The organism is Cyclobacterium sp., from assembly GCF_014762705.1.
Taxonomy (GTDB): Bacteria; Bacteroidota; Bacteroidia; order Cytophagales; family Cyclobacteriaceae; genus Cyclobacterium.
The window spans coordinates 102097-125129 of the sequence record NZ_JABURL010000046.1 but is presented as its reverse complement, the minus strand read 5'-3'; the positions used below and the strand labels follow the sequence as shown (position 1 = coordinate 125129).

Genomic DNA, 23033 nt, shown 5'->3' with positions numbered 1-23033 from the left:
TTTCCTATGAGATGGGGATTACGGAAAAGAACACCGAACTGGTATTACGGAAAAATGGAACCCCGTTCATTTCTTGATTAGTAGGGAGTAGTTTAGTCTGCATTACAAAGTTCCTTTCGATCCTGGTATTAGCTATCCAGCGGTACACTGGACCCGGCGTTTCTGTTAATTCCGCTGCTACTTACTTGTCTTCTCCAATTGCTTGATCAATACGGCAAAATCCTTGGGATAGGGGGCTTCCGCAGTGATGGGCTCACCGGCCAGGTCCTGAAAGCTGATGGATTGCGCATGCAGGGACACCCGCTGCATGATAGGCCTTTCCTCGGTGTCTTTTTTCAGGTTAAACTTTCGCTTGAGCTGGGACAGGTAAAGCGGCTTTCCTCCGTAGAGCGTATCCCCGCAAATAGGCGCACCCAGGTAGGCCAGGTGTACCCGGATCTGGTGCAGCCTGCCGGTGATGGGCTTGCAGGCGATCAGGCTGTGGGAAAAATAGGTTTTCAGGGTTTTGAAGAGCGTTTGCGCCGGTTTTCCCTGCGCCGCAATGCGGGCGATCCCCTTGTTGCTGGCCGTCAGGTTGCGGTCCACCAGCACCCCATCGAAATCGTGAATGCCCTCGGCCACGGCATGGTACACTTTCTCTACGGTACGGTTTTCGAATTGCAGGGCGATGTGCCGGTAAGCTTCCGGGTTTTTGGCAAAGACCAGGCAGCCGGAGGTTTCCTTATCCAGCCGGTGGCAGACCTGCAAGTCCTCCCAATATTCCTTTCCCAGGGCAAGCATGTTTTGCGCCTCATGCCGGTCTTCCAGGGTGGCGAAGTAAGGTGGTTTATTGACGATGATGTAGTCCTCCGTTTCCAGCAATATCAGTGATGTAAAGTCTATTTTTTTCATGCTGCCTTATTTTCGGCCCGAAGTTCCGAAATTAGCGGGTATAAAAAAATCAAAAGTAAATAAAGCGACAGGATTTTAGGTGCTTGTTTGGTGCAGAAATGGCTATTGACTAGAAAAAGGGATAAGTCAGGACGATTTAATTTTCCGGTGAAAACCAGGTAAAAGGGGTAGCTGCAGTTTGTTTCACCATCCGAAATGATTAATTTACCTGCTTCAATTTTGGGTTGAATTATTGTTCAATGTAACAAAAACCTTTAGGTGCCACGAGATGACTACAAATACCAACCTGATACCCATTTAATTGCTACTGGCGAATTGTACCTATGGACAATGATGTACACTGGACGCTGGAAACAGCGGTTTTCAAATTACAGGAAAGCATTTAAACAGCTTGAAGAAGCAGTAGGACTTGCCGATACACGTGACTTAAGCAGACTTCAAAAACAAGGGCTTAAACAGTCCTTTGAAAATACCCACTAGCTTGCCTGGCTAGTGATGAAAGATTTCTTTTTCTATCAGGGGAATCCTGAAATTCATGGATCAAGAGATGCCAGCCGGGAAGCCTTTAAAAACGGGTTAATTGAGGATGGGGAGATTTGGATGGATATGATAAAAATTAAAAATACCGACTTGCTGGATCTTATTGATCGGGTAGGCAGGCTGTTTTATGAAAAGGAGTAGTGGTAGGAGTAGACGCTACAAAAATTCTTTTAATGAATAGCGCAAATCAACAGTTTCCCGTTCTTTTCGGGCTTGTTCGGGTTTCACTCCTTCTTGCCTGGCAATACCGCACTTGTTCCTACCGGCAGGTCAAAGCTAAAAACCGAACCTTTGCCTACAATGGAACTGACCGAAATTTTACTTTTGTGCCCTTCCAGGATATGTTTGACAATGGCCAGGCCCAGACCGGTGCCACCCTTTTCCCTGGACCGGCTTTTTTCTACCCGGTAAAACCGCTCAAAGATACGTTTCAAATCCTCCGGATGGATGCCCGGACCCTGGTCCTTGATTTTAATGCTCAGGTGGTTTTTATTATGGCTCAATTGTATGGTTACTTTCCCTTCTTCCTTGTTGTATTTGATGGCATTTGACACCAGGTTTTGTAGTACCCGGTAAATTTTATCCCGGTCGGCGTAGGTGATATAAGTGCTGCCCGCTTCGTACTGGAAATCTATTTTGATACCCCGTTTATGGGCCTTTCCTTCCAGCTGTTCGATGACCTCCATAATGGAATTCTTTAGATCAAAATTTACCGGGTGGAAGCGGATAAACCCACTTTCTATCTGGTTGATAGTGATCAGGTCCTGCACCAGGTTTTCCAGGTTGTTCAAGCTTTTGGCTGCCCGTTTCAGGAATTTATCCCTGACGGTATGGTCTTCCACAGCTCCATCCAGAAGGGTATGGATATAGCCCTGTGCGGCAAAGATCGGGGTTTTCAATTCATGAGAAATATCTGCGATAAACTCCTTCCTGAAAGTCTCGTTTTTTTGTAGGGTTTCTATCTCCCTGTTTTTGGCAGCAGCGTAAGCATTGATATTGGCCTGCAGGCTTTTCAGTGGGGGGAGGGAGGCTTTCATTTTTTTGGTGGCCTTGATGGCAACATCCTTTTTCTGGATTTTTTCCAGGACATTATAGATGTTGCTGATTTCCCTGAACACCAAAAATTCCAGGCTGAGATGGATCAGCAGGTAGCTGATGGAAAAAGAAAGGGCACCCGTAGCCAGCAACACCAGGCCTCTGCTATCCTCAATAAGGGATAAAAATGCAACCAATAATACAGCGATCGAAAAAGATAAGATAAGCGCGATTCCCCGGGAGGTGCTAACCATGGATCAAAGCAAATTAAATTTATAGCCCACCCCTTTGACCGTGAAAATATAATCATCGCCAATTTTTTCCCGGACCTTTCTGATATGCACATCCACGGTTCTGGCCAGCACAAAAACATCCGCCCCCCAGATATTCTTCAACAATTCATCGCGGCTAAAGACCATATTGGGGTTTTTGGCCAGGAAGTAAAGCAGTTCAAATTCTTTTTTGGGCAAAATGATAATTTGACCATCCTTGCTGATCGTGTAACTGCTCCTGTCAATGATCAGGTCCCTGACTGCGATTTGGTTGGAGTCCGTTTCCTTTTTCGTTTCCCTGCGAAACAAGGCGCCTATCCGGCTAATCAGTGCCCTGGGCTTGATGGGCTTGTGGATATAATCGTCTGCCCCTACATCGAAGGCGGCAACCTCTGAGTACTCCTCAGACCTGGCCGTCAAAAATATGATAAAGGTATTTTTTAGCTCGGGGATTTCTCTAATTTGTCTACAGGTTTCCACACCATCCTGATTGGGCATCATGATATCCAGTAAAATGACGTCCGGTTTAAAGGAAATGGCATTTTTGACGGCTTTTACACCGTTATTGGCAGTGCTCACTTCATAACCTTCTTTTTCCAGATTGTAAGTTAATATTTCGATGATGTCTTCTTCATCATCTACTACCAAAACCTTTAATTTTTGTTTTTCACTCATTGCTTTGTTAGCTAAAAACAACAGGATTTAAATTGCTGAACCAAAGGTAGGGATAATAAAAAAAATCAGACTTAAATCAGGGAAAGATTTGGGCTACACCCAAAGAAGATTTTGTAAAAAAACGACAAGTGTTACTTTACCATTAATTTTTCGTCAAGCTATTGTTAAGCAGTCCCTTGGCAGAAACGATGTCCATGTTGATGGAGCCCACCATCATGCTGGCCTTGATTTTTACAGGAATGCGATTGGCATCTGCCGTTATCCATATTTTCACCGGTTTCTTGCCCCGAAACAATTTGTTGCTGGGCAAAGTGGGACTAAATACATGAGTGTTGAAATCACCAATCTCGGTAGATACCTCATCCATCCCTTCGTATGTTAACTTTAGGTTATAATTTTTTTTATCGAAAAAACCTTTGATCGAAACCTCATCTCCTTTTTTCAATCCTTTAAGATCCATAGTTCTCAACAGGTAGTACCCGCTTACGATATCCTGTACATTATTGGGGATGTCAAAATGCTCAATTTTGGTCAGGTTTTTATTTTCCCTGTCGTACAATTTTACTTCAGCATTCTGGTTCTGGTGGTCAAAGTCAATCACCTCATGTTTTCGGTAGTTGCCCTCCTCAATGTGTCTGTATGCACGAAAAGGGACAATTTGAGCTGTATCTATATAGCTCCCCCAATTGTCTTTGACATAAAATAATTTGAAAATACTCAAGGTACGCCCAAACACATCTATTTTGTAAGCGGGGCGGCCATCTATCCGGTGAATCTGATCCGAAATAACCATTTTGGCTTCTGCGGCATTGATGAAAAAATAGCTAACATTAAACGTCAGCTCTTCTCCTGTGGTAAATGCCTGGTTTTTCCTCAGGGAAGGTACATCCTTTTCTGGGGCCTGCAGGAGCATCAAGACTGCAATGATTATGGATTGTAGGTACAGGTTCATGTATTTTTTAATGGGCTATGATCAAAGTCTATACCATTTTGAATATCAACAGCCAGCGTTTAAATATCCAAAAGTAGTATAACGAAATACAAAAACAATGGTTATCCACAGTTGGTAATGAAGCGGCTAATGTTTACTTTCACATTATCAATTGAAAGATTTGAATACATACCATGAGTGCAAATACTGAAAAACTTAAAGCCCTTCAGCTGACGCTGGACAAACTGGAGAAGACCTATGGCAAAGGTACGGTCATGAAATTGAGCGACAATGTTGTACTGGACGTGCCTGCTATTTCAACTGGCTCCCTGGGCCTGGATATGGCCCTGGGAATAGGAGGAGTGCCACGTGGGAGGGTCATAGAAATATACGGCCCTGAATCATCCGGAAAAACCACCCTTTCCATGCACTGCATTGCAGAGGCACAAAAGGCCGGGGGCCTGGCAGCATTCATAGATGCAGAACATGCTTTTGACAAAACCTATGCAGAAAAGTTAGGTATAGATATAGAAAACCTGCTGATTTCCCAGCCTGACAATGGGGAGCAGGCGCTGGAGATTGCGGAACACCTGATTCGGTCCGGGGCCATCGATATCATTGTCATTGACTCTGTAGCTGCTCTGGTACCTAAGGGAGAGCTCGAAGGAGAAATGGGCGATTCAAAAATGGGGCTTCAGGCCAGGTTGATGTCTCAGGCTTTGAGAAAATTGACCGGAGCCATCAACAAAACAGGCTGTGCCTGTATTTTTATCAACCAGCTTCGTGAGAAGATTGGGGTCATGTTTGGCAATCCTGAAACAACCACCGGAGGAAACGCATTAAAGTTTTATGCATCCGTAAGGCTGGATATCCGCAGGATCGGGCAAATAAAAGAAGGGGCAGACAATATCCTGGGCAACCGGACCAAGGTGAAAGTCGTCAAAAACAAGGTTTCTCCTCCATTTAAAGTAGTAGAATTTGACATCATGTATGGAGAAGGCATTTCCAAGGTCGGAGAAATCATAGATCTTGGAGTGGAGTTTGAAATTGTGAAAAAAGCAGGTTCCTGGTTTTCTTATGACGGGAACAAACTGGGCCAGGGAAGGGATGCCGTCAAAACCCTTCTACTGGACAATCCTGAATTGATGGATGAGTTGGAATTGAAGATCAAGGAAAAGGCAGGTATTCTGAAAGAAAGTAAAAACAAATCTAACGGAAAAGGGAAAAAAGAAGTAAAAGAAGAGGAAAAATAAGCGGTTTATATTCCGTTGCTCGATTTTAGGTAGTTCTGATAGCTTCTACCGGATCCATTTTTGCTGCCATGGAAGCCGGAATTATTCCTGAGGCAATGCCTATGGCTGAGGAAAGTCCTATGCCAAGCATTATGTTTTTAAAACTCAGGATGATTTCCAGGTTTCCCAAGGAAATGAAGGTGGCACCAAATACGATCATTAAGCCGGCAAAGCCTCCTATCAGGCTCAGGAAAGTAGCTTCAAAAAGAAACTGGGTAAGGATGAAATAATTTTTTGCGCCCAAAGATTTTTGAATGCCTATGATGCCGGTGCGTTCCTTGACGGAGACAAACATGATATTGGCAATACCGAAACCACCGATCAAAATGGAAAAACCTCCGATCACCCAACCTGCCAGGGAAATAACGGCAAAGATCGAACCAACGGCATCTTGTATAAACTCTGATTTATTCAATGCGAAATTATTCTCTTCAGTAGGTTTAAGCCCCCTTTTGGCCCTCAAAAGTCCGGTCATTTCATTTTCCAGGGCAATCAAACCCGGATCATCGTCCCTGCCTTTGGCGGCAATGGTTGGTTCTATGCCGTTTTTTCCTACGTAAAAAAGTTTGTTGAAGGCCCCATAGGGGACCATCAGTGCCTCGTCTTTGGACGGAGTGTCAAAAAGGCCCTCGCCTTCTTCCTCCAGTACTCCGATAACGATGAATTTCAAACCTTTGATCTTGAATTCCTTGCCTATAGGACTTTGTCCCGGAAACAGGGCATTGGCAATCTTCACACCGATAATGGAAACGTTTCGCGATGCCTTGATTTCCATTTCTGTAAAAAAACGACCCTCCTGTATAGGAATATCGTATACCTTAATATGGTTGTAAACCACCCCATCCAAATTTGCCATTTCATAGGCATTGCTTCCAGCTTTTACAGTCGTACGGGTATTGGCAAAGATGGTGACTCCGGCAGCACTGCTGAGGCGTTCGTCGAGAAAGGTGAATTCGGAATAGCTGCCGGGTGGACGTCGGAAATACCGCCACCAGGGGTATTCCTGGGGACCCGAAGAAAAGGGAAACCTGTCTACCCGAATCACATTGCTTCCCAAAAAAGTAAGGCTATCCTTGATGTTTCTTTCCAGGGAATCCACCAGGGTGAAAACTGCAATAATGGCAAATATGCCTACTGTGACTCCCAGAAGGGATAGAATGGTTCGGGTTAAATTGGATTTTAACGCCTGCATCGCAAAGCGAAAACTTTCCCAGAGGAGCCTTAGTATCATCAAATATCAGAATATTTAAAACAATTTTACAATATAGATAGAATAAGGGTAATTTCTTACTATCTTTGCATTTTTTACGATAATTACGTTTACGCTTTATTTCCAAAATATATACACATGAAGTTATCAGATTTCAAATTTGAAATTCCCAAAAAACTTATTTCCTTGTACCCACCGGAAAACCGGGATGAATCCAGATTAATGGTGGTTCACAGGGATACGGGTAAAATAGAACATCGGGTTTTTAAAGATATCATCGAGTATTTTGGCGAAGGAGATGTATTCGTCACCAACAATACCAAGGTTTTTCCGGCCAGGCTTTACGGAAATAAGGAAAAGACCGGTGCCAAAATTGAGGTCTTTCTGTTGAGAGAGCTGAATCAGGAACTTCGGCTTTGGGATGTATTGGTGGACCCCGCCCGAAAGATAAGGGTAGGCAACAAGCTTTATTTTGGAGATAGCGACCTGGTTGCAGAGGTGATCGACAACACTACTTCCAGGGGACGTACGATCCGGTTTTTATTTGATGGCACGGATGAAGAATTCTACAAAACCATCGATACCCTCGGAGAAACGCCTATCTTGAAAGAATTTATAGAAAGGGACGTGGTGGATGCCGACAGGGAAAGGTACCAGACCATTTTTGCCCAGCATGTGGGAGCCGTCGCTGCCCCGACTGCAGGATTGCATTTTACGCAGCACTTGTTAAAAAGACTTGAGATCAAAGGGGTAGAGGTATGCCCCATCACCCTGCACATAGGATTGGGAACTTTTAGGCAGGTAGATGTGGAGGACCTGACCAAACACAAAATGGATTCTGAAAATTACGATATTCCTCAGGGAACAGTGGATTTGGTAAACAAGGCTTTGGACACTAAGAAAAAAGTTGTTTCCGTAGGAACCACCTCCCTGAAAACGATTGAATCTTCAGTTACCGCCAATGGCCGACTCAAGGCCAGCAGTGGCTGGACCGATAAATTTATCATTCCGCCCTATGAGTTTAAGATTGCCAATGCCCTGATCACCAATTTTCACCTGCCAGAGTCCACATTACTGATGACGGCTTCCGCATTTGGAGGGTATGACCTGATCATGAAGGCTTACCAGGAGGGCATCAAGGAAAATTATAAGTTCTTCAGTTATGGTGATGCTATGCTGATCCTTTAAGATGTAAGAACTACTATTAAGCAACCCGTAGAGATATTTTTTCTACGGGTTTTTTTGCTTAAACCCGGATGATGCAATTGGAATCACAATGATGAAGGTTAAAAATCCCCTACTTAAAAAATCAGGACAAGTGCTACCTTTTGGTGTTGCATTTGGTTTGACGGTTTGAAAGATGCCTATTTGGCCTCAAATTCTTTTTTCCGGAAAATAATAATGGGGATTTTCTGACCAAATGCAATTAAACCTAGGTAAATATATCTATCAAAGGTCTTTAAATACTGACTTCCTTTTCAAATTTTTCCAGGGCTTCTGGCCGACCCACTACATAGACAATGTCACCGAGCTTTATTTTGGTGTTTCCTGTAATTTCCGTTTTGGTTTTACCTTCCCGTTTGATGGCCACCATGTTGATACCTACCTGCTCTCTGAGATTGATGTCTTTAATGGCTTTTCCTATCAGGGACCCATGGTCTTTTTCCACCTTTATGCCCGCAAAGTTGATTTCGGGTACATCCAGCGTGATGGTATTGCCATTGTCACTGGTCAAGGTCCTGAAGACCTCATAATTGTGAAACCTTACATCATGCGTGAAATCTTCAATTTCCCCTTTGGGCACCAGGTATTTGTTCAGGACCCTGGTAAAAATCTCGATGGAAGTTTCGAATTCTTCAGGGATTACCTCATCAGCACCTAATTTGAGCATGGCCTCTATTTCGTTTACGTATCGGGTCCGTACTATAATAAAAGCGTTTTGAGTGGCATCCCTGATATTGATAATGATCCCTTTGGTAGACTCATGGTTGGATATGGCGATCACCACCACCCTGGCTTTATGGATTTTTACATGTTCCAGAACCACAGCATTCGCCGCATCTCCATACATGATGGGCTCACCCTTAGCAGCTTCCACTTTTACTGTTTCCGGGTTCATTTCAATGATTGCATAAGGTATGTTAGCCCTTTTGGCCGCCTTGGCCAGGTTGCGTCCATTCAGGCCAAAACCAATAATGATAAGGTGGTCGCTGAGCTGATCGGTTTCTATTTCGCCGGCAGGCAAATCCAGTTTATCGCCAAACCGGGCTTTGAAATTTTTGGGCACCGGGATATTCAATACCCTGCAGGCCAGGTTTTCCCTGCTTTTCAGGACAAAGGGCGTAATGATCATGGTGATGATGGATATGGCCAGAAAATACTGGTAAGTAGTATTGTCCAATAGCTCGTATTTCAATCCCTCTTTTGCCAGTAACAAGGAGAATTCACCCACCTGGAAAATTGAAAATGCAACTATAAAAGATTCCTTAAAATTGCTCCCTATAGCTTTAACGGATAAGGAAACGACCAAAAATTTAACGACAAATGTCAACAGGACCAGCGCCAGAATGATCAGGATGTGGTCCACCAGAAAGCTGATATCAAAAAGCATGCCCACAGAGACAAAAAAGAAGCTGAGGAATATCTCCCTGAAAGGCAAAATTTTACCGGTAGCATGGTGGCTGTATTCGGACTCACTGATGATCAAACCTGCCAAAAAAGCACCCAAACCAAGAGAAAGACCAAGTAAGGAGGTGACATAGGCTACGGCAAAACAAGTGACAATTATGCTCAGGAGAAATAGTTCCTCATTTTTGGATTTGGCCACCCGGTACAACAATTGGGGTATCAGGTATTTGGCACTCAGTATGGTCAAAATGATTACCAACCCGCCTTTCAAAGCCATGTAAAATAAGGAAAGCAGGATGTTGTCCGATTCTCCTGCCAGCATAGGGGTAAACAATACCAGGGGGACAATAATAATGTCCTGAAAAATCAATATGGCCAGGGTAGTGCGGCCGGATATGGTATTGATTTGTCCACTTTCCTGAAGGAGTTTGAGCACAATAGCCGTGCTACTTAAAGCAAAGAGAAACCCGAAAAACACGGCAATGTTCCAATCATATCCAAAAAAATACGTAATGATAGCTGTCACAGCTATGGTCAGGGCTACCTGCAGACTACCTCCAATAAAAACCGCCTTTTTAATAGCCATCAGGCTTTTCAGGGAAAATTCCATGCCTATGACAAAAAGCAGTAGAATCACACCAATTTCAGAAAGCACTTCCACCGCAGTAGAAGCATCGACCAAGGAAAGGCCATAGGGTCCGGCTATGGCACCGGTAAGCAAATACCCGATAATGGTGGGCAGTTTTAGCCGCATGAAAAGCAGGATCACCAGTATGGCCAATCCAAAGATGACCACAATATCTGATAAGAGAGGTATTTCAGCTGCTGCTAATATTAGGGGGTTCATTTGATCGTTTATTTAAAAATTCACGATAACAAGTTAAACAAAATATAACAAATATAGTAAAGGACCGGCAATTGGGAAGACGGTGGTAACGGGCGCTTTACTCTGGTAATATCAATAGGAAAGCCCTAATCGTTTGTAAATGAAATGCATCAACCAGGCAGGACCTATAAGCAAAAACTGAAGATCCTTGAAAAAAGAAGGTTTTTTGCCCTCAATTTTATGTCCGTAAAATTGAAGTATCCAGGCCAATAAAAAGACAAGTACACAAAACGACCAAAAAGGGAAAGGCAAAATCAGGTCCAAAAAGTTGGCAAGTGCCAGGCAGCTCGCAGAAAACAATAACATGCCCAAAGCCAGTGGAGGTGAAAGCGAATAGTAATAAAAGAAGACCAGCAATAGAATCAAAGTGGCCCAATTGGCGAAATCTCCTAAAATAGAACCAAATTCCAGCATGGGACCGGCTGGTATACAGTAAATCAGGCCTACTATACTAAAAAAAATAGCAGGCACACAAATCCAATGTATGATTTTATTGGTGGGATGCTGATGGCTGATGCCATATTCGGTTAGTAGATTATCAATTCTCCTCATGCTCAGGATATTTGTTCATTTGATAATTTGTTTTAAGTTAATAAAAAAAAATGATATCCATACAAGCCCATTCGAATTTGAAATTAAATTTGGTCATTTGGGTTGTTATTTCAAATTTCAAAAGAGTTCTGTAGGTAAAGATAGTAAATTCATATTTTTTTTTAACTTTAAGCTTTTCTATGCCTACAAATTTTATAAATGGATAGATCTTCAAGAAAACCTTCCTTATGGGAAGCCTTATTTCCGATTATTTTCCTGATTGTCCTTTTGGCGATCAATATCAATGTGTTTGGTACCGATGGACTTTTGGGTTCCAATCAGTTGGTGCTGGTTATTTCTTCCGGAATTGCCGGAATGATGGCCGTTTTCAGGTTGGGTGTTCATTGGGACAAGTTACAGGATGGCATTATCAGGAGCATTTCCTCGGCCATGTCTTCTATTTTGATATTGTTATTGATCGGTTCCCTGGCAGGAAGCTGGATGATCAGCGGAATTGTTCCAGCCATGATTTATTATGGACTTAAGGTATTGAACCCTTCAATCTTTCTCCTTGCCGCCTGTGTGGTTTGTGGGGTGGTCTCTGTTTCTACCGGGAGCAGTTGGACCACGGTAGCCACGGTAGGAGTTGCTTTGCTCGGGATAGGCAAGGCTTTAGGTTTTAGTGAAGGAATCATCGGGGGGGCGATTATTTCCGGAGCCTATTTTGGTGATAAAATGTCACCCCTGTCCGACACGACCAACCTGGCCCCGGCCATGGCAGGCACAGACCTTTTTACCCATATCCGGCACATGGTCAAAACCACTGTCCCATCCATTTCCATCACCCTGGTCATATTTGGTATTATTGGGATTTGGGGGCAGCCGGCCGGCACGATAGGACAGGTAGAGGAAATATCCCGCGTAATATCAGGTACATTTACCATTAATGGTTGGCTTTTTATAGTTCCTGCATTGGTGCTTTTGCTTATTATGAAAAAAGTCCCTGCCATACCCACCTTGCTGGCAGGAGCACTGCTGGGGGCATTATTTGCTGTAATTTTTCAGGGCGAGGTGATCAGAAGCCTAGCCACCGGTATAGAAGGTGGCACTGCCTTGCAGACTTTCCGAATCGTAATGGGATCACTTTTTGGTGATACTGCCATCGTAACTTCTAATGAAATTGTCAATGAATTATTGGTTACAGGCGGTATGGCGGGCATGTTATACACCGTTTGGCTGATTATTTGTGCGATGGTTTTTGGAGGAATCATGGAAGTAAGTGGTATGCTAAAAGTCATTGCGGAGGCTGTAATCAGCAAGGTAAACTCTGTGGGTTCCTTGATTGCCGCTACTGCCGGAACAGGCGTGTTTTTTAATGTCACTACCTCTGATCAGTACCTGGCCATATTGGTGCCCGGCCGGATGTATTCGGATATTTACAAAAAAAGAGGACTGAAAGGAGAAAATCTCAGTAGGACATTGGAAGATAGTGCCACTGTCACCTCTGTGCTCATTCCCTGGAATACCTGTGGTGCTACCCAGGCATCCGTATTGGGCGTGGCGACCCTGACCTATGCACCATATTGTTTTTTCAATATCATCAGTCCTTTTATGACCATACTGTTTGGTTACCTGAATTGGGGGATAAATTATTATTCTAAGGAAGAAATGAAAACAATCAAGCAAGAAGAAATTTTGGCATGATACCATTAAAAATAAGCAAGCAGGAGGTAAACGAAATGGAATTAGGGGCTTTTGAAGGAGAGATCGTCCTTGTAGAAGACCAAAAAGCCCTAAGGCTTATGGAGACAGAACTGCTTTCTCAATCTTTTGTAGGCTTCGATACCGAGACCCGGCCCGCATTCAGAAGAGGGGTAAGCCATGAAGTGGCCTTACTGCAATTGGCCACCAAAGAAAGAGCTTATCTGATCAGGCTGAACGAGATAGGATTTCCCGATGAAGCCAAAGCGGTTTTGGAAAGCTCCCGAATTGTTAAGGTGGGGGCTGCTGTAAGGGATGATATCAAGGCTTTAAAAAAGATTTCTCCCGGTTTTTCACCTGATGCCTTTTTTGATCTCAATGAAGAGCTAAAGCGAGTGGGTTTTTTGAATGTAGGTGTGAGGAACCTAAGCGCCATGGTTTTGGGTATCCGCATCTCTAAATCCGAGCAGGTTTCTAACTGGGAAGCACCGGCCCTGACCAACAAACAGTTGCTTTATGCGGCAACCGATGCATGGGCCTGCCTGGAAATATTTCTTAAACTTTACAAGCAGGGTTATCTGGACGAAATCTTTTCTATGTGAGTATTTTCAGTGAAGGAATGCCTTTAAACAAGGCTTTCAATTCCTCACGTAAATTTTCCCTGCATTCCAATTGAATACGGCAGCTGTTACCAAAATCCTGATGGGCAATTTTCAGCTCATGGCGACTGATGGTATGCATCACCTGATCCATGGCTTCATAATCAAAAGTGATGGTCAGTGCAGTGGTAAGGGTTTTGGTAATGATTTCTCCCGAGGCGATGGCTTCCGCTGCAGCGGTTTTGTATGCCTGGACCAGGCCACCTTTCCCCAATTTGGTTCCTCCAAAATACCTGACTACCACGATAAGGGATTGGGTAAGTTCATTAGACCGCAGCTGCCCCAAAATGGGGTCTCCGGCACTATGATGAGGTTCTCCGTCGTCATTCGCCCGAAAGTAGTCCATTTCTTTGCCCAAAACATAGGCATAGCAGTGGTGGCGGGCATCATGGTAGGTTTTTTTTAGCTGGTTTACCATTTCCTGTACCTCGGCTTCATTTTCCACAGGGTAGATAAACGACAGAAACTTACTTCCCTTTTCTTTATACAGTCCTGTAGCCGGTGCTTTGATGGTCTTGAATGAATCGCTCATACAGCTGTTTTGCTTTCGAAGGGTCAGGTGTGTGAATATTTGCTAATTTAGGCATTTCAATGTAAGATTTGTAATCCCCAGATTTAGAAAATGGAAAGGAAGCATGATCCATTGGTCTCCGTAATTTGCACCTGTCACAATCAGGGGGCTTATGTGATTCAGACCCTGAACAGTGTTTTGGACCAGTCCTATAAAAAGGTGGAAATTTTTATCATTGACAACGGCAGTAACGATGAGTCCCGAAAACTGATTTCGACCTGGATACAACAGCATGAAAACCGAATTGCAATCCATCACCGGTTTTATGAGAGTCCGGTCAATTACTGCCAGGCCTTTAATGCAGCCCTTGCATCCATCAAAGGGGATTACCTGGTAGATTTGGCGGCAGATGATTACCTACATCCTGAGCATTTGTTTCAGGCACTGGAGCAGCTGTTAAAGGCAAAAGCAAAGGTGTATTTTTGCAATGCCTTGCTGGAATACCCCGATGGCTCCCATAAGCCTTTCTATCCCTTTCAGCATGCAGGCAAAATTCCAACTGGAGATGTTTTTGCTTCGGTGGTCCGAAAATATGTAATCAGCTCAGTAACACTGGTTATGGAGACCAACTCCTTTTTGAATGAAGGGGGCTATGACGAAAAGCTCTCCTATGAAGATTTTGATATCCTGGTCAGGATGTCCCGGAAATACCCGTTTGTCTATGGGGATTTTATTGGGGTGTACAAAAGGGAATTGCCTGGCTCCTTGTCTACCCGGCAGTATCAGGCAAGGCATTCCGCACTTTTACCCTCTACCCTCAGGGTTTGTGAAAAAATTTATGATATGGTAGCCAATGGAAATGAAAGAGAAGCCCTGAAATTCAGGTTGCTGCATGAGGTCAAGCACTCGCTTGCCTCTGCCAATTTTAAAGTGGCGGGGAAATTTTTATCTCTTTACAGGAAGTTATCCCAAGCAGGTCTCCGCTACTTTTTTTTCAGGTTGTGGTATGTGAGCAGACTGGATGTGTCAGGGATATATACCTGGTGGATCAAAAAAAACAGATTGGGTTAAACCATTCCTGTGATTACTTCCTGCATTCCCTCCAGGCCAAAATATTTATCAGCTTTCTCCACCAGGTCTTTTTCCTCAAATTTTCTTATAAAGTCCAATTGCCGGGTATAAAAAGAAAAATCAAGCCCTTGAAAATGGACCTGCTGAAAATGACTCATCAAGTCAAAGGGACTGCTGAAATTGGCCAACAGGTTTCCTGCAAGATAATTTCGGATAATTTCTATTTCCTCTTCCGGTACAGGTTCCTGTTTGAGGCGTTGGATTTCCTTATAGACCTCTTGAATTACCTCTTCCCCATATCCCCCTTTCACATCTGCCGCTACCATCCAATAGTTGGATCCATTAAGACTTCCCAGAAAGCTGTTTATCCCATAGGTATAGCCCTTTTCCTCCCTGATGTTCTTGATCAGGCGGCTTCCAAAATACCCTCCCAGAAGGGTGTTGAATACCGAGAGTGCCAAATAATCCGGATGAGACAATGGCACCATCCATTTTCCTATTCTGATGCTGGATTGCAGGGCTTCCGGTTTGTGCTCTATCTGCCTTGATTGGGTAACTGGGGAAATAGGGAAAAAATCCATTTTTTCTGCGATTAGTGGCAGGTTATCAAAGGATTCTGCTACGGCCTGCAGTTCCATATCAGACAGATTTCCGGTAACAAACAATTGAGGACTGGATAAAAAACCGTTTTTGTAATAGTCAATCAGATCTTCTCTGTTTATGGCATCCACATCATTTTCGGTTGCCTGATGGCCAAAAGGATGGTCTTTACCGAAGAGACCAGACCTGATCAATTGGTTGGCGCGGGCAGAAGTCTGTTCCTTTTGAATCCCTATGCTCAATTTTTTTTGTGATTTCTTTTTGACCAGGGATTTTTCAGGAAAAGTTGCCGCTGTAAACAAAGTTCTGAAGACCGGTAATACTGCTGTCAGGTGTTTTTGGGTAGTAAGCAAGCTAAGCCCTTGCCTTTCATATCCGGAAACTACCTCTGCTTCGGAACCATGAAAATCAAAAAAATCATCCAGGGCATCAGATTTTAGGTCTTTGGTGCCTTCCAGGATCATGTGAAGCATAAAAAAGGGAAGCAATGGTTTGTTAAGGACCGCTTCTGTATATTGTACAGGGAAGATGACTTCTATTTTGACGGCCAAAATATTTGGAGAAGGCATGAAGTATACGGGAATACCATTGGACAGGGTCCTGTATTCGGGTGGTGTCAGGGTGATTTGGTCAGGAATCTGGTAACCTGGTGCCTGGCTTCGGTTTACCTTCATCTTTCCAGGTTGTACAATAGCGTAAATCTTAAAGTTTCTGCCAGGGGGTGATTTTGAACTTGTGGCACCAGATAGGAGAAATCGAATCCCAATCGGTTAAATTTAAACCCAACACCCATGGTAAAATATCTCCTGCCGCCTTTATTGGGATTTTCATAAAAATACCCCGCTCTTACAGCAAATTTATCATCGTAGGAATATTCGGTGCCAAATGCTATCATCAATTCCCTCATTTCTTCGCTGAACCCGTCAGGAGCATCAAAAAAGGAACCAAACATCCCACTTAACAGGGGCCTGGAGGGATCTTTTCCAGCTTCAATATTGGGTTGATTGGTATTGGGGTCCAAAACCAATTGGCCGTTTTCATCCACCTCATATACGGGTGGTGTAGGGACCATCATTTTATTGAGGTCCAGGGCAAAGGTAATGGTATTCATTTCATCCATTGGTATGCTAAGGGCCGATCCAATTCTTAGGTTTGTGGGAAGATAATCCAGGTCTTCCGCACTGTTATAGGTGATTTTGGGACCGATATTGGAAAGGTTAATGCCCCAGGAAAAGTCCACTTCCTTATCGGAAAGAATAATTTCCGAACTGTGGTAAATACCTACGTCTGTGCCTACACTTACTCCCGGTCTGCTTTCATTTCCCCCGGCTGAACTCAGGTTTCCGGAAAGGTTTGAATGAATAAACCTGGCACTGATGCCCAGAGATAAGTTGTCTGAGAGTTTTCTGGAGTAGGTGCCTCCTATGGCAATATCTCTTGGACTAAAATCACCCAGAGGATTACCCCTTGAATCCGTTAACTGTATATCACCCATATTAAAATACCTCAGGTCGATACCAAAAGCGGAAACATTGTCAATCCTTTTGTATCCGGTAAGGTAATTTAGGGACATGTCCGGAACAAGGCGCCCCAACCATGGTGAATAAGATAAGGAAAAGCCCATGTCATCCTCAATAAATGCCAGCTTTCCGGCATTCCAGTGAGCCGAATTGACATCCGGAGAGGTGGCCACCCCAGCATCACCCATAGCAGAATGGCGGCTGTCGGGAGCAAAATTAAGAAACGGTACCGCGGTAATGATCACCCTTCTGTTTTGGTCTTGTCCCGAAAGCTGAGGTATGGAGATTTGTGCATGACTTTCTATTTGAAAAACAGTGAAAGCCAATAAAAAAGTTAAAGATGGAAGAATTTTTGTGTTTACTTTCATTGAATAATAATTTTGCCCCACTTTCTTTCTGAAGCACCGTCTTCTTCAGATTGAAGATTAATTTCGTAAAGATAAGTTCCTTTTGCCGGATATTTGGTTTTGCTTTGTAAAAATATCCATTGAATGTCCATTATGGACCGTTCAGCTTTTGGGAAACGCCGTTGCAATGAAAATATTTCACTTCCGGATAAAGAAAACACCTTCAAATTCAAAATTAAATTTTCTCCGGGTCGATTATGTGTGATTTTAAAATCAACCTGATCGGTAGCAGGATTTGGGTAGCCTACCACCTCCTCCATTTGCATCCTTTGACTTCCCTTTACTTCAATATTTTTTCTGAGGTTGCTCTCATTTCCGAGAAGATCTCTGGCAGTAACGATCAGTGAGTTTTCTCCCTCCTGTAAGTCGCTGATCAGGAATTTGATGTATCCCTCCTGAAAACTGCCTGAAAGGGCAGTATAATTCGCGATAAGGGATACAGGTGTTGCATCATTGAGTTGAAGGCTGATGCCTTCGGGATGACCTACCTGTATACCGGATGGGTCCCGCAAATACACCCAGATGGGGCTTTGCCTGGAAGAAATAGAGGAGGGATTCTCCAGGCTGTCGTAAAAAACGATTTCAATGGCTGGCCCTTCATTCTCTGGAGGAATGCCTGACTTATCCGGCCCCAGCAAGATTTCCATTCCTCCAAAAGCTTCTTTTTCCCCTTCTTTATCCAGGGCATATAATTTAATTTTTCCAGGGACTACAGTGTTGGTGTCCAATTTACCCAGTATCAATTCTCCCTCCAGCTGCCCGTTTTTCACTTGCCCCTGTCCCCTGAACAAAATTTGGTTGTATTCCAGGTACGAAGTAGATGGCCCTTCGTCACCAAGGGTTTCCCTGCTTCGGGGATAACTTTCAACCCTGATTTCAAATTCCCCATTAAATTGATTGATTTTGGCGGTTGATACCGGGTCCCGGACCGCCCCAGAATATATCAATTTTTGCAAACCTGCCAGGGTATCTGTTTCAATCCCGGATGTAAGGGAAATTAGTGAGGTGGTCTTGGCAGTCAGGTCAGGGAGATCTGCCATTATGGAAGGATCCCCCAACAGGGAGAAATTCCTGTTTAAAGGACCATTCAGACTGTTGTTTTTGGTTTTCTTGAAAATTTCCCCCAGTGTCAGCTTACCATTTTCACTGAATACAGCCTCAACAAAGGCTTTGTTCAGGGAATAATTCACACTGCTGAATACGGGGCGGCCTGTAGTTAAAACGGCAATGGCCCCTTTATTGGAAGCCAACAAAAGTTCTTCTGCCCCTGAACGCAGGAATGGACTGTCATGCCTTCCAAATTCGCAGGTGGCTGTGACAAAAATGGGAAAATGGCCGGTCTCCGGCCAGTCTGCTATATCACTGACGCTGAATACATTCTCCGCCGCCCAGGTAAGTTCATTGCCGTGACCGGTATAATTGACCATCAGCAGGCCTTCCTCCAGTTCCCTGGCAAATGCCGCTTTGGCCATTGGTGCAGTTTGGATGTCACCATCCTTTTGCTGATCAAAGCTGTCCAGATACAATTTTCTAAGTTCGAATTCAGGGTGCTGCCCGTTCAGATAGGCGGTGTGGTTTTCTGCATCATTCAGGTGGATATGGTTGTCCCCATCATCTGCAATAAAAAGCAGCTTTCTTTTCCACTGACCCGGATTTCCGGTTTGATAATGAATGATTTTATTTACGGCAATGCCAGCTTCACGGGCATTAATAGCCGGAATTCTACCCACTCCAATATCCAGGAGGTGGTCTCCGGCATCGGTTTCTTCCCATTCACCCTTTCCGGGTGTTAAAAATCCGAAATAATCATCAGAACCATAAGTGGTTAGTGGATTCAGGCTGTTTCTTGAACTGTAGGTAGGAACCAGGTTGGGCCGGCCTCCTAATTTTTTTTTATAGTCAAAACTTCCTTTACCAAAAAATAAAACATTTTGAAGCTTTTTCCCCTCCTGCCATTGTTGGGCCAAAAAGTTTCGGATACTGCTAATGTCCGGGTTGCCATAGCCAAAGGTATCGTAAATGTCCTGTAGGGCGACAAGGGATGAGGGCATTCCAATGTCGTTTTTGAAAGCTGTAAGTCTTTGGGCCGGAGCCCAAAGTTCTTCAGCGCTGATAATGATCAAGGAAGGGTATCCGGATATAAGCTGAGAGCGGTTTTTCACTGATTTTGGCTGAGGTATTTCAGCCGTATTTTCCGGGTCAAAAGCCACCAATTTGCTGGCCTGGGTTTGCAAGGTAGGTGTAGCCTTAAGCTCCGTTACATTATAAAAATCACTTATGTCCCAAAAATGCAACGAAGTACTATTGACTGAATAAACATTTTCGGAAATATTATAATATACTCCTTCCTGCCAATCCGGACCCAGGTAAGGGAAACCGATTAATATGTTTTTCAGAAATCCTGCGCCATTTGGATTGGTGGAAGAATAAGTAAACCTGAAGTTAAGCTGATCTCCACTTTCCGGAAAAGGAGTTTGGGTTTCAAAAACAGCCTCCCTTCCTTTGATAGCATACCTGCTATTGGGTATGGAGGGTATATTGATTTCCCCTACTTCTTCTCCGTTTAAGGTAAATCTAAAAAGGCTTTCGCCAAAGGACTGGGCCATCACCTGTGCTACAACCGAAAGGTTTTCATCTGGTCTTTGAACTGGTTTGGGAAAGGTAATGGTTTTACTGCCATTGGTAAAGGTACGGAATCCATACCAGGCCCTGCCGGAAGTAAGAATATTGTCTTCTTCAATTTTGAAATGCTCATAGCGATACAAGGGCTGATTGGTGTCCGGCTCCTGCGCAGAAAACGTTTCGGGGGAAGCCGGCTTGACAAGGTTTTCAGGGGCATTTCCCGTTCCAATTAAATAATGCAGGGTATCCGTATAATGATGGGGTTCGAACACTGCCGATTTACCATCTATTAGGATTTGATCTGCCTGGCTTAAAAAAAAGTAGAGGCTATTGCCCATTCGTTTTTGTGGGATCTCCTTAAGTTCAAGTGAGCTGCTATCTACTATTTGAGGAAGCATTCCCGGTATCCCGTAAATGCTGATCTGTTCCAGGGACCCCAGCCCCCAATTTGTGGCTTGTTCCTGGCTGATATGGTATACGCCTTCTTTGGTGACAGGGAATTTGAAAAATTGCTGTGATATAAGGATTGGACCGTTCAGCAAAAAGAGTAAACCGGTCAAAAAGGTTATTCGCACAAACTCATGTTTCTCCCACATTCTTTTCGAATCTGTTACTTATCAACGATAGCAGGATATAGGACAAAACCGCTATGGGTATACCTGCCCAGCCCCAGAAAATGAGGCTGACGGCTGAAATCAACAATAGCAGGTAGCGGAATAGGTTTTTTTTCCAACTAAAATCCTTGAATTTTAAAGCCAATAATGGAATTTCTGCCGTCAGTAGTAACGAAAATATAAGGGTAATGGTTGATAACCACCAGGGGTTTAACAAATAATTGCTCAGAAATGTTGAATTTTCGGCCAATATAGGCAGGGTAGAAAAGAACAAGGCATTGGCAGGGGTTGGCAACCCGATAAATCGATCTTCCTGCCTCTCATCAATATTGAACTTGGCGAGCCTGATCGCAGATTGGATGCCAATAAAGAAGGCGATGTATGGAAGAAATGGGTGGGCTTGCCCGGACTGGATTAAAAAAAAGGCAATAAATGCAGGCAATACGCCAAAGGTGACCAGGTCTGCCAAAGAATCCAGTTGTTTGCCTATATCACTTTGTACCTTTAGCCATCGTGCTGCAAAACCATCAAAAAAATCCAAAACAGCTGCTGCTAAGATAAAATAGAAACCATAGTAAGGTCCATTTTGTACTACATACAGAATCCCCAACATGCCTGACAATAAATTCAAACAGGTGAGGGTATTGGGGATATGTTTTTTTATGTTCAATGCGTTATATTTTCCCCTACAAAAGGATTGGTTTTCTTTTCTTCCCCGATGCTCGTTTCCGGACCGTGGCCAGGATAAACGGTAACTTCATCAGGCAGTACAAAAAGTTTTGTTTTAATGGCTTGAATCAAGGTCTCATGGTGGCCGCCGGGGAGGTCTGTTCTGCCGATACTTCCTTTAAACAATGCATCACCACCAATACAGCTTTTGGTATGCTCATCGTAAAATACCAGGTGCCCGGGAGAATGTCCGGGTACCCAGATACAAAGCAACTTGTTGTTTCCGAATTTGATCCATTCGCCTTCTTTGATGTAATGATCCGCTTTGCTGTCCTGATACTGGGCGAATCCATAGTTGGGAGCGTAACTGCCAACTGCTCTCAGGATTACTTCTTCTTCTTTGTGGTACCAAAGGGGAATATCGTAGGTGTTTTTTATAAAAGCATTGCCAAGAACGTGATCAATATGGCAATGGGTGTTCACTAACTTCACAGGTTCAAGCCCATTGGATGCGATGAAATCAAACAATTCGCCTTTTTCCTGCTTCTCATAGCATCCCGGATCAATGATCAGGGCTTCCCCGGTTTCATCATAGAGCACATACGTGTTTTCTGCGAAAGGGTTGAATGTAAAGGATTTAATTTGTAGCATGGTAAATAGATAGCAGTTAGAGGTTCAAAATAACAAAGAATGATTTAATTTCAGGCATGAAAGTGGATTTTTTACTTATTGGACAGGGTCTCGCTGGTACGATACTCTCTTACCGACTTCTTGAGGCCGGATACAAGGTTCATCTTATCGATGATGGTAATCCCTCCAGCAGCAGCAAGGTTGCAGCAGGATTGTACAATCCTGTCACAGGTAGAAAATTGGTGAAAACCTGGCTGGCGGATATATTGTTTGATGAGATCGAACCGTTTTATAAGGAGATGGAGGGTTTCTTAAAGCAAAAATTTTTGTATCCCATTGGGATTTACCGGCCCTTTATTTCTTTTGAAGAGCAAAATGAATGGTTGGCCAAAAGTGCTGATGAACAATTTACAGGTTTTATAAAAAAAGTGATCACCGGCCCTCAATTTCCAGGTGTGAGGGATGATTTGGGTGGACTTTTGTTAAAAAAATCCGGTTATGTGGACATCAAAAGCCTGCTTAAAGCTTATCGGGCATGGGTAAAGAAGCAAGGCATGTTGACAGAAGTACGGTTTTTAGCCGGACATTTAAATAAAAGTTCTGAAGGGACATGGCATTACGGGCAATTAGAAGCAAAAAACCTGGTTTTTACAAATGGTATACAGGCAAAGGATTCCAACTTTTTCAATTGGCTGCCATTTACCCCTGTCAAAGGAGAAATTCTTACTGTGAGGCAGGAATTTCATTCCCGGGAAATAATAAACAGAGGGGTATTTAGAATTGACATGGGAAATGGGCTGGGTAAGGTTGGCGCTACCTACGACAACCAAAATGTGGACTTAATGCCAACGGATTCAGGAAAAAAGGAAATTCTAGATAAACTTGAACAGTTGATTTCAGCAAAAATAATAGAGGTCACCGATCAACAGGTTGGCATCAGACCAGCGACCATTGATAGAAAACCCATGCTGGGAAAACATCCATCAGAGGAAAACGTTTACATCTTCGGGGGATTGGGAGCTAAAGGTGTTTCGTTGTCCCCTTATTTTAGTAAAAAAATGGTGGAATTTTTGGTTCGGGGGGAGGAACTTCAAAAAGAAGTGAACATAAATCGATTTTTTAAGTATATTTAAGATAT

Annotated in this window: 21 protein-coding genes; 8 read left to right on the top strand and 13 right to left on the bottom strand. The window is 43.5% G+C overall.

The features are described from left to right. Positions 1–177: 177 nt before the first annotated feature. On the bottom strand, positions 178–891 hold the full coding sequence (locus HUJ21_RS08425) for an RluA family pseudouridine synthase (protein ID WP_291368724.1): 714 nt from the start codon (positions 889–891) through the stop codon (positions 178–180). 258 nt (positions 892–1149) lie between these two features. On the opposite strand from HUJ21_RS08425, the gene HUJ21_RS08420 reads away from it, so the two are divergent. Together HUJ21_RS08420 and HUJ21_RS08415 are read left to right on the top strand one after the other, a co-directional pair. Further along, positions 1150–1371, top strand: a complete 222-nt coding sequence (locus tag HUJ21_RS08420) for a hypothetical protein (protein ID WP_291368722.1) — start codon at positions 1150–1152, stop codon at positions 1369–1371. A 12-nt stretch (positions 1372–1383) separates the two neighbouring features. Beyond that, positions 1384–1572: a nucleotidyltransferase substrate binding protein gene (locus HUJ21_RS08415; protein ID WP_291368720.1), complete on the top strand. Its 189-nt coding sequence runs from the start codon at positions 1384–1386 to the stop codon at positions 1570–1572. A gap of 83 nt (positions 1573–1655) precedes the next feature. On the opposite strand, the gene HUJ21_RS08410 is transcribed toward HUJ21_RS08415, so the two are convergent. The 3 genes from HUJ21_RS08410 to HUJ21_RS08400 all read right to left on the bottom strand — a co-directional run bounded on the left by HUJ21_RS08410 (position 1656) and on the right by HUJ21_RS08400 (position 4365). After that, positions 1656–2720: an ATP-binding protein gene (locus tag HUJ21_RS08410; protein WP_291368718.1), complete on the bottom strand. Its 1065-nt coding sequence runs from the start codon at positions 2718–2720 to the stop codon at positions 1656–1658. A gap of 3 nt (positions 2721–2723) precedes the next feature. Next, positions 2724–3413, bottom strand: a complete 690-nt coding sequence (locus tag HUJ21_RS08405; protein WP_166143069.1) for a response regulator transcription factor — start codon at positions 3411–3413, stop codon at positions 2724–2726. A 142-nt stretch (positions 3414–3555) separates the two neighbouring features. Further along, positions 3556–4365 (bottom strand): DUF3108 domain-containing protein, encoded by an 810-nt coding sequence (locus HUJ21_RS08400; RefSeq protein ID WP_291368715.1) that lies wholly within the window; start codon positions 4363–4365, stop codon positions 3556–3558. A gap of 173 nt (positions 4366–4538) precedes the next feature. On the opposite strand from HUJ21_RS08400, the gene recA reads away from it, so the two are divergent. Further along, complete coding sequence (recA, locus tag HUJ21_RS08395) at positions 4539–5597, top strand: recombinase RecA (protein WP_291368713.1); 1059 nt, start codon at positions 4539–4541, stop codon at positions 5595–5597. A 25-nt stretch (positions 5598–5622) separates the two neighbouring features. Here the strand turns inward: recA and HUJ21_RS08390 are convergent, their stop codons facing one another. Further along, positions 5623–6870 carry an ABC transporter permease gene (locus HUJ21_RS08390; protein ID WP_291368711.1) on the bottom strand — a complete coding sequence of 416 codons (1248 nt, stop codon included), beginning with the start codon at positions 6868–6870 and terminating at the stop codon, positions 5623–5625. A 114-nt stretch (positions 6871–6984) separates the two neighbouring features. Here HUJ21_RS08390 and queA point away from each other — a divergent pair, with 114 nt between their 5' ends. Further along, positions 6985–8034 carry a tRNA preQ1(34) S-adenosylmethionine ribosyltransferase-isomerase QueA gene (gene queA, locus HUJ21_RS08385; RefSeq protein WP_166143077.1) on the top strand — a complete coding sequence of 350 codons (1050 nt, stop codon included), beginning with the start codon at positions 6985–6987 and terminating at the stop codon, positions 8032–8034. 271 nt (positions 8035–8305) lie between these two features. Here the strand turns inward: queA and HUJ21_RS08380 are convergent, their stop codons facing one another. Then, positions 8306–10321 (bottom strand): monovalent cation:proton antiporter family protein, encoded by a 2016-nt coding sequence (locus tag HUJ21_RS08380; RefSeq protein WP_291368709.1) that lies wholly within the window; start codon positions 10319–10321, stop codon positions 8306–8308. A 111-nt stretch (positions 10322–10432) separates the two neighbouring features. Then, positions 10433–10912, bottom strand: coding sequence for an Mpo1-like protein (locus HUJ21_RS08375; RefSeq protein ID WP_291368706.1), 480 nt, complete (start codon positions 10910–10912; stop codon positions 10433–10435). A 198-nt stretch (positions 10913–11110) separates the two neighbouring features. Between HUJ21_RS08375 and nhaC the strand changes: the two genes are divergently transcribed. Further along, positions 11111–12595 (top strand): Na+/H+ antiporter NhaC, encoded by a 1485-nt coding sequence (gene nhaC / locus HUJ21_RS08370; protein ID WP_291368704.1) that lies wholly within the window; start codon positions 11111–11113, stop codon positions 12593–12595. Continuing rightward, positions 12592–13194 carry a 3'-5' exonuclease gene (locus HUJ21_RS08365; protein ID WP_291368702.1) on the top strand — a complete coding sequence of 201 codons (603 nt, stop codon included), beginning with the start codon at positions 12592–12594 and terminating at the stop codon, positions 13192–13194. Before nhaC ends, HUJ21_RS08365 begins: the two co-directional genes overlap by 4 nt. On the opposite strand, the gene HUJ21_RS08360 is transcribed toward HUJ21_RS08365, so the two are convergent. Next, a complete protein-coding gene (locus HUJ21_RS08360) occupies positions 13187–13783 on the bottom strand; it encodes a YigZ family protein (protein WP_291368700.1) in 597 nt (198 codons plus the stop codon). The genes HUJ21_RS08365 and HUJ21_RS08360 overlap by 8 nt on opposite strands. A gap of 90 nt (positions 13784–13873) precedes the next feature. On the opposite strand from HUJ21_RS08360, the gene HUJ21_RS08355 reads away from it, so the two are divergent. Beyond that, on the top strand, positions 13874–14833 hold the full coding sequence (locus HUJ21_RS08355; protein ID WP_291368698.1) for a glycosyltransferase: 960 nt from the start codon (positions 13874–13876) through the stop codon (positions 14831–14833). Here the strand turns inward: HUJ21_RS08355 and HUJ21_RS08350 are convergent. From HUJ21_RS08350 to HUJ21_RS08330, 5 genes are read right to left on the bottom strand one after another with little or no spacing between them, the layout of a single operon-like run. Next, positions 14830–16107, bottom strand: a complete 1278-nt coding sequence (locus HUJ21_RS08350) for a pitrilysin family protein (RefSeq protein ID WP_291368696.1) — start codon at positions 16105–16107, stop codon at positions 14830–14832. The two genes, HUJ21_RS08355 and HUJ21_RS08350, sit on opposite strands and share 4 nt — an antisense overlap. After that, entirely contained in the window at positions 16104–17321 is a 1218-nt protein-coding gene (gene porV / locus HUJ21_RS08345; RefSeq protein WP_166143093.1) for a type IX secretion system outer membrane channel protein PorV, read from the bottom strand. Before porV ends, HUJ21_RS08350 begins: the two co-directional genes overlap by 4 nt. Continuing rightward, positions 17318–20578 (bottom strand): type IX secretion system sortase PorU, encoded by a 3261-nt coding sequence (gene porU, locus HUJ21_RS08340; RefSeq protein WP_291368693.1) that lies wholly within the window; start codon positions 20576–20578, stop codon positions 17318–17320. The genes porV and porU overlap by 4 nt, the downstream gene beginning before the upstream one ends. Beyond that, on the bottom strand, positions 20562–21266 hold the full coding sequence (pssA, locus tag HUJ21_RS08335; protein WP_291368691.1) for a CDP-diacylglycerol--serine O-phosphatidyltransferase: 705 nt from the start codon (positions 21264–21266) through the stop codon (positions 20562–20564). Before pssA ends, porU begins: the two co-directional genes overlap by 17 nt. Then, positions 21263–21916, bottom strand: a complete 654-nt coding sequence (locus HUJ21_RS08330; protein WP_291368689.1) for an MBL fold metallo-hydrolase — start codon at positions 21914–21916, stop codon at positions 21263–21265. The genes pssA and HUJ21_RS08330 overlap by 4 nt, the downstream gene beginning before the upstream one ends. 56 nt (positions 21917–21972) lie before the next feature. On the opposite strand from HUJ21_RS08330, the gene HUJ21_RS08325 reads away from it, so the two are divergent. Further along, on the top strand, positions 21973–23028 hold the full coding sequence (locus HUJ21_RS08325) for an FAD-dependent oxidoreductase (protein ID WP_291368687.1): 1056 nt from the start codon (positions 21973–21975) through the stop codon (positions 23026–23028). Positions 23029–23033: the final 5 nt, after the last annotated feature.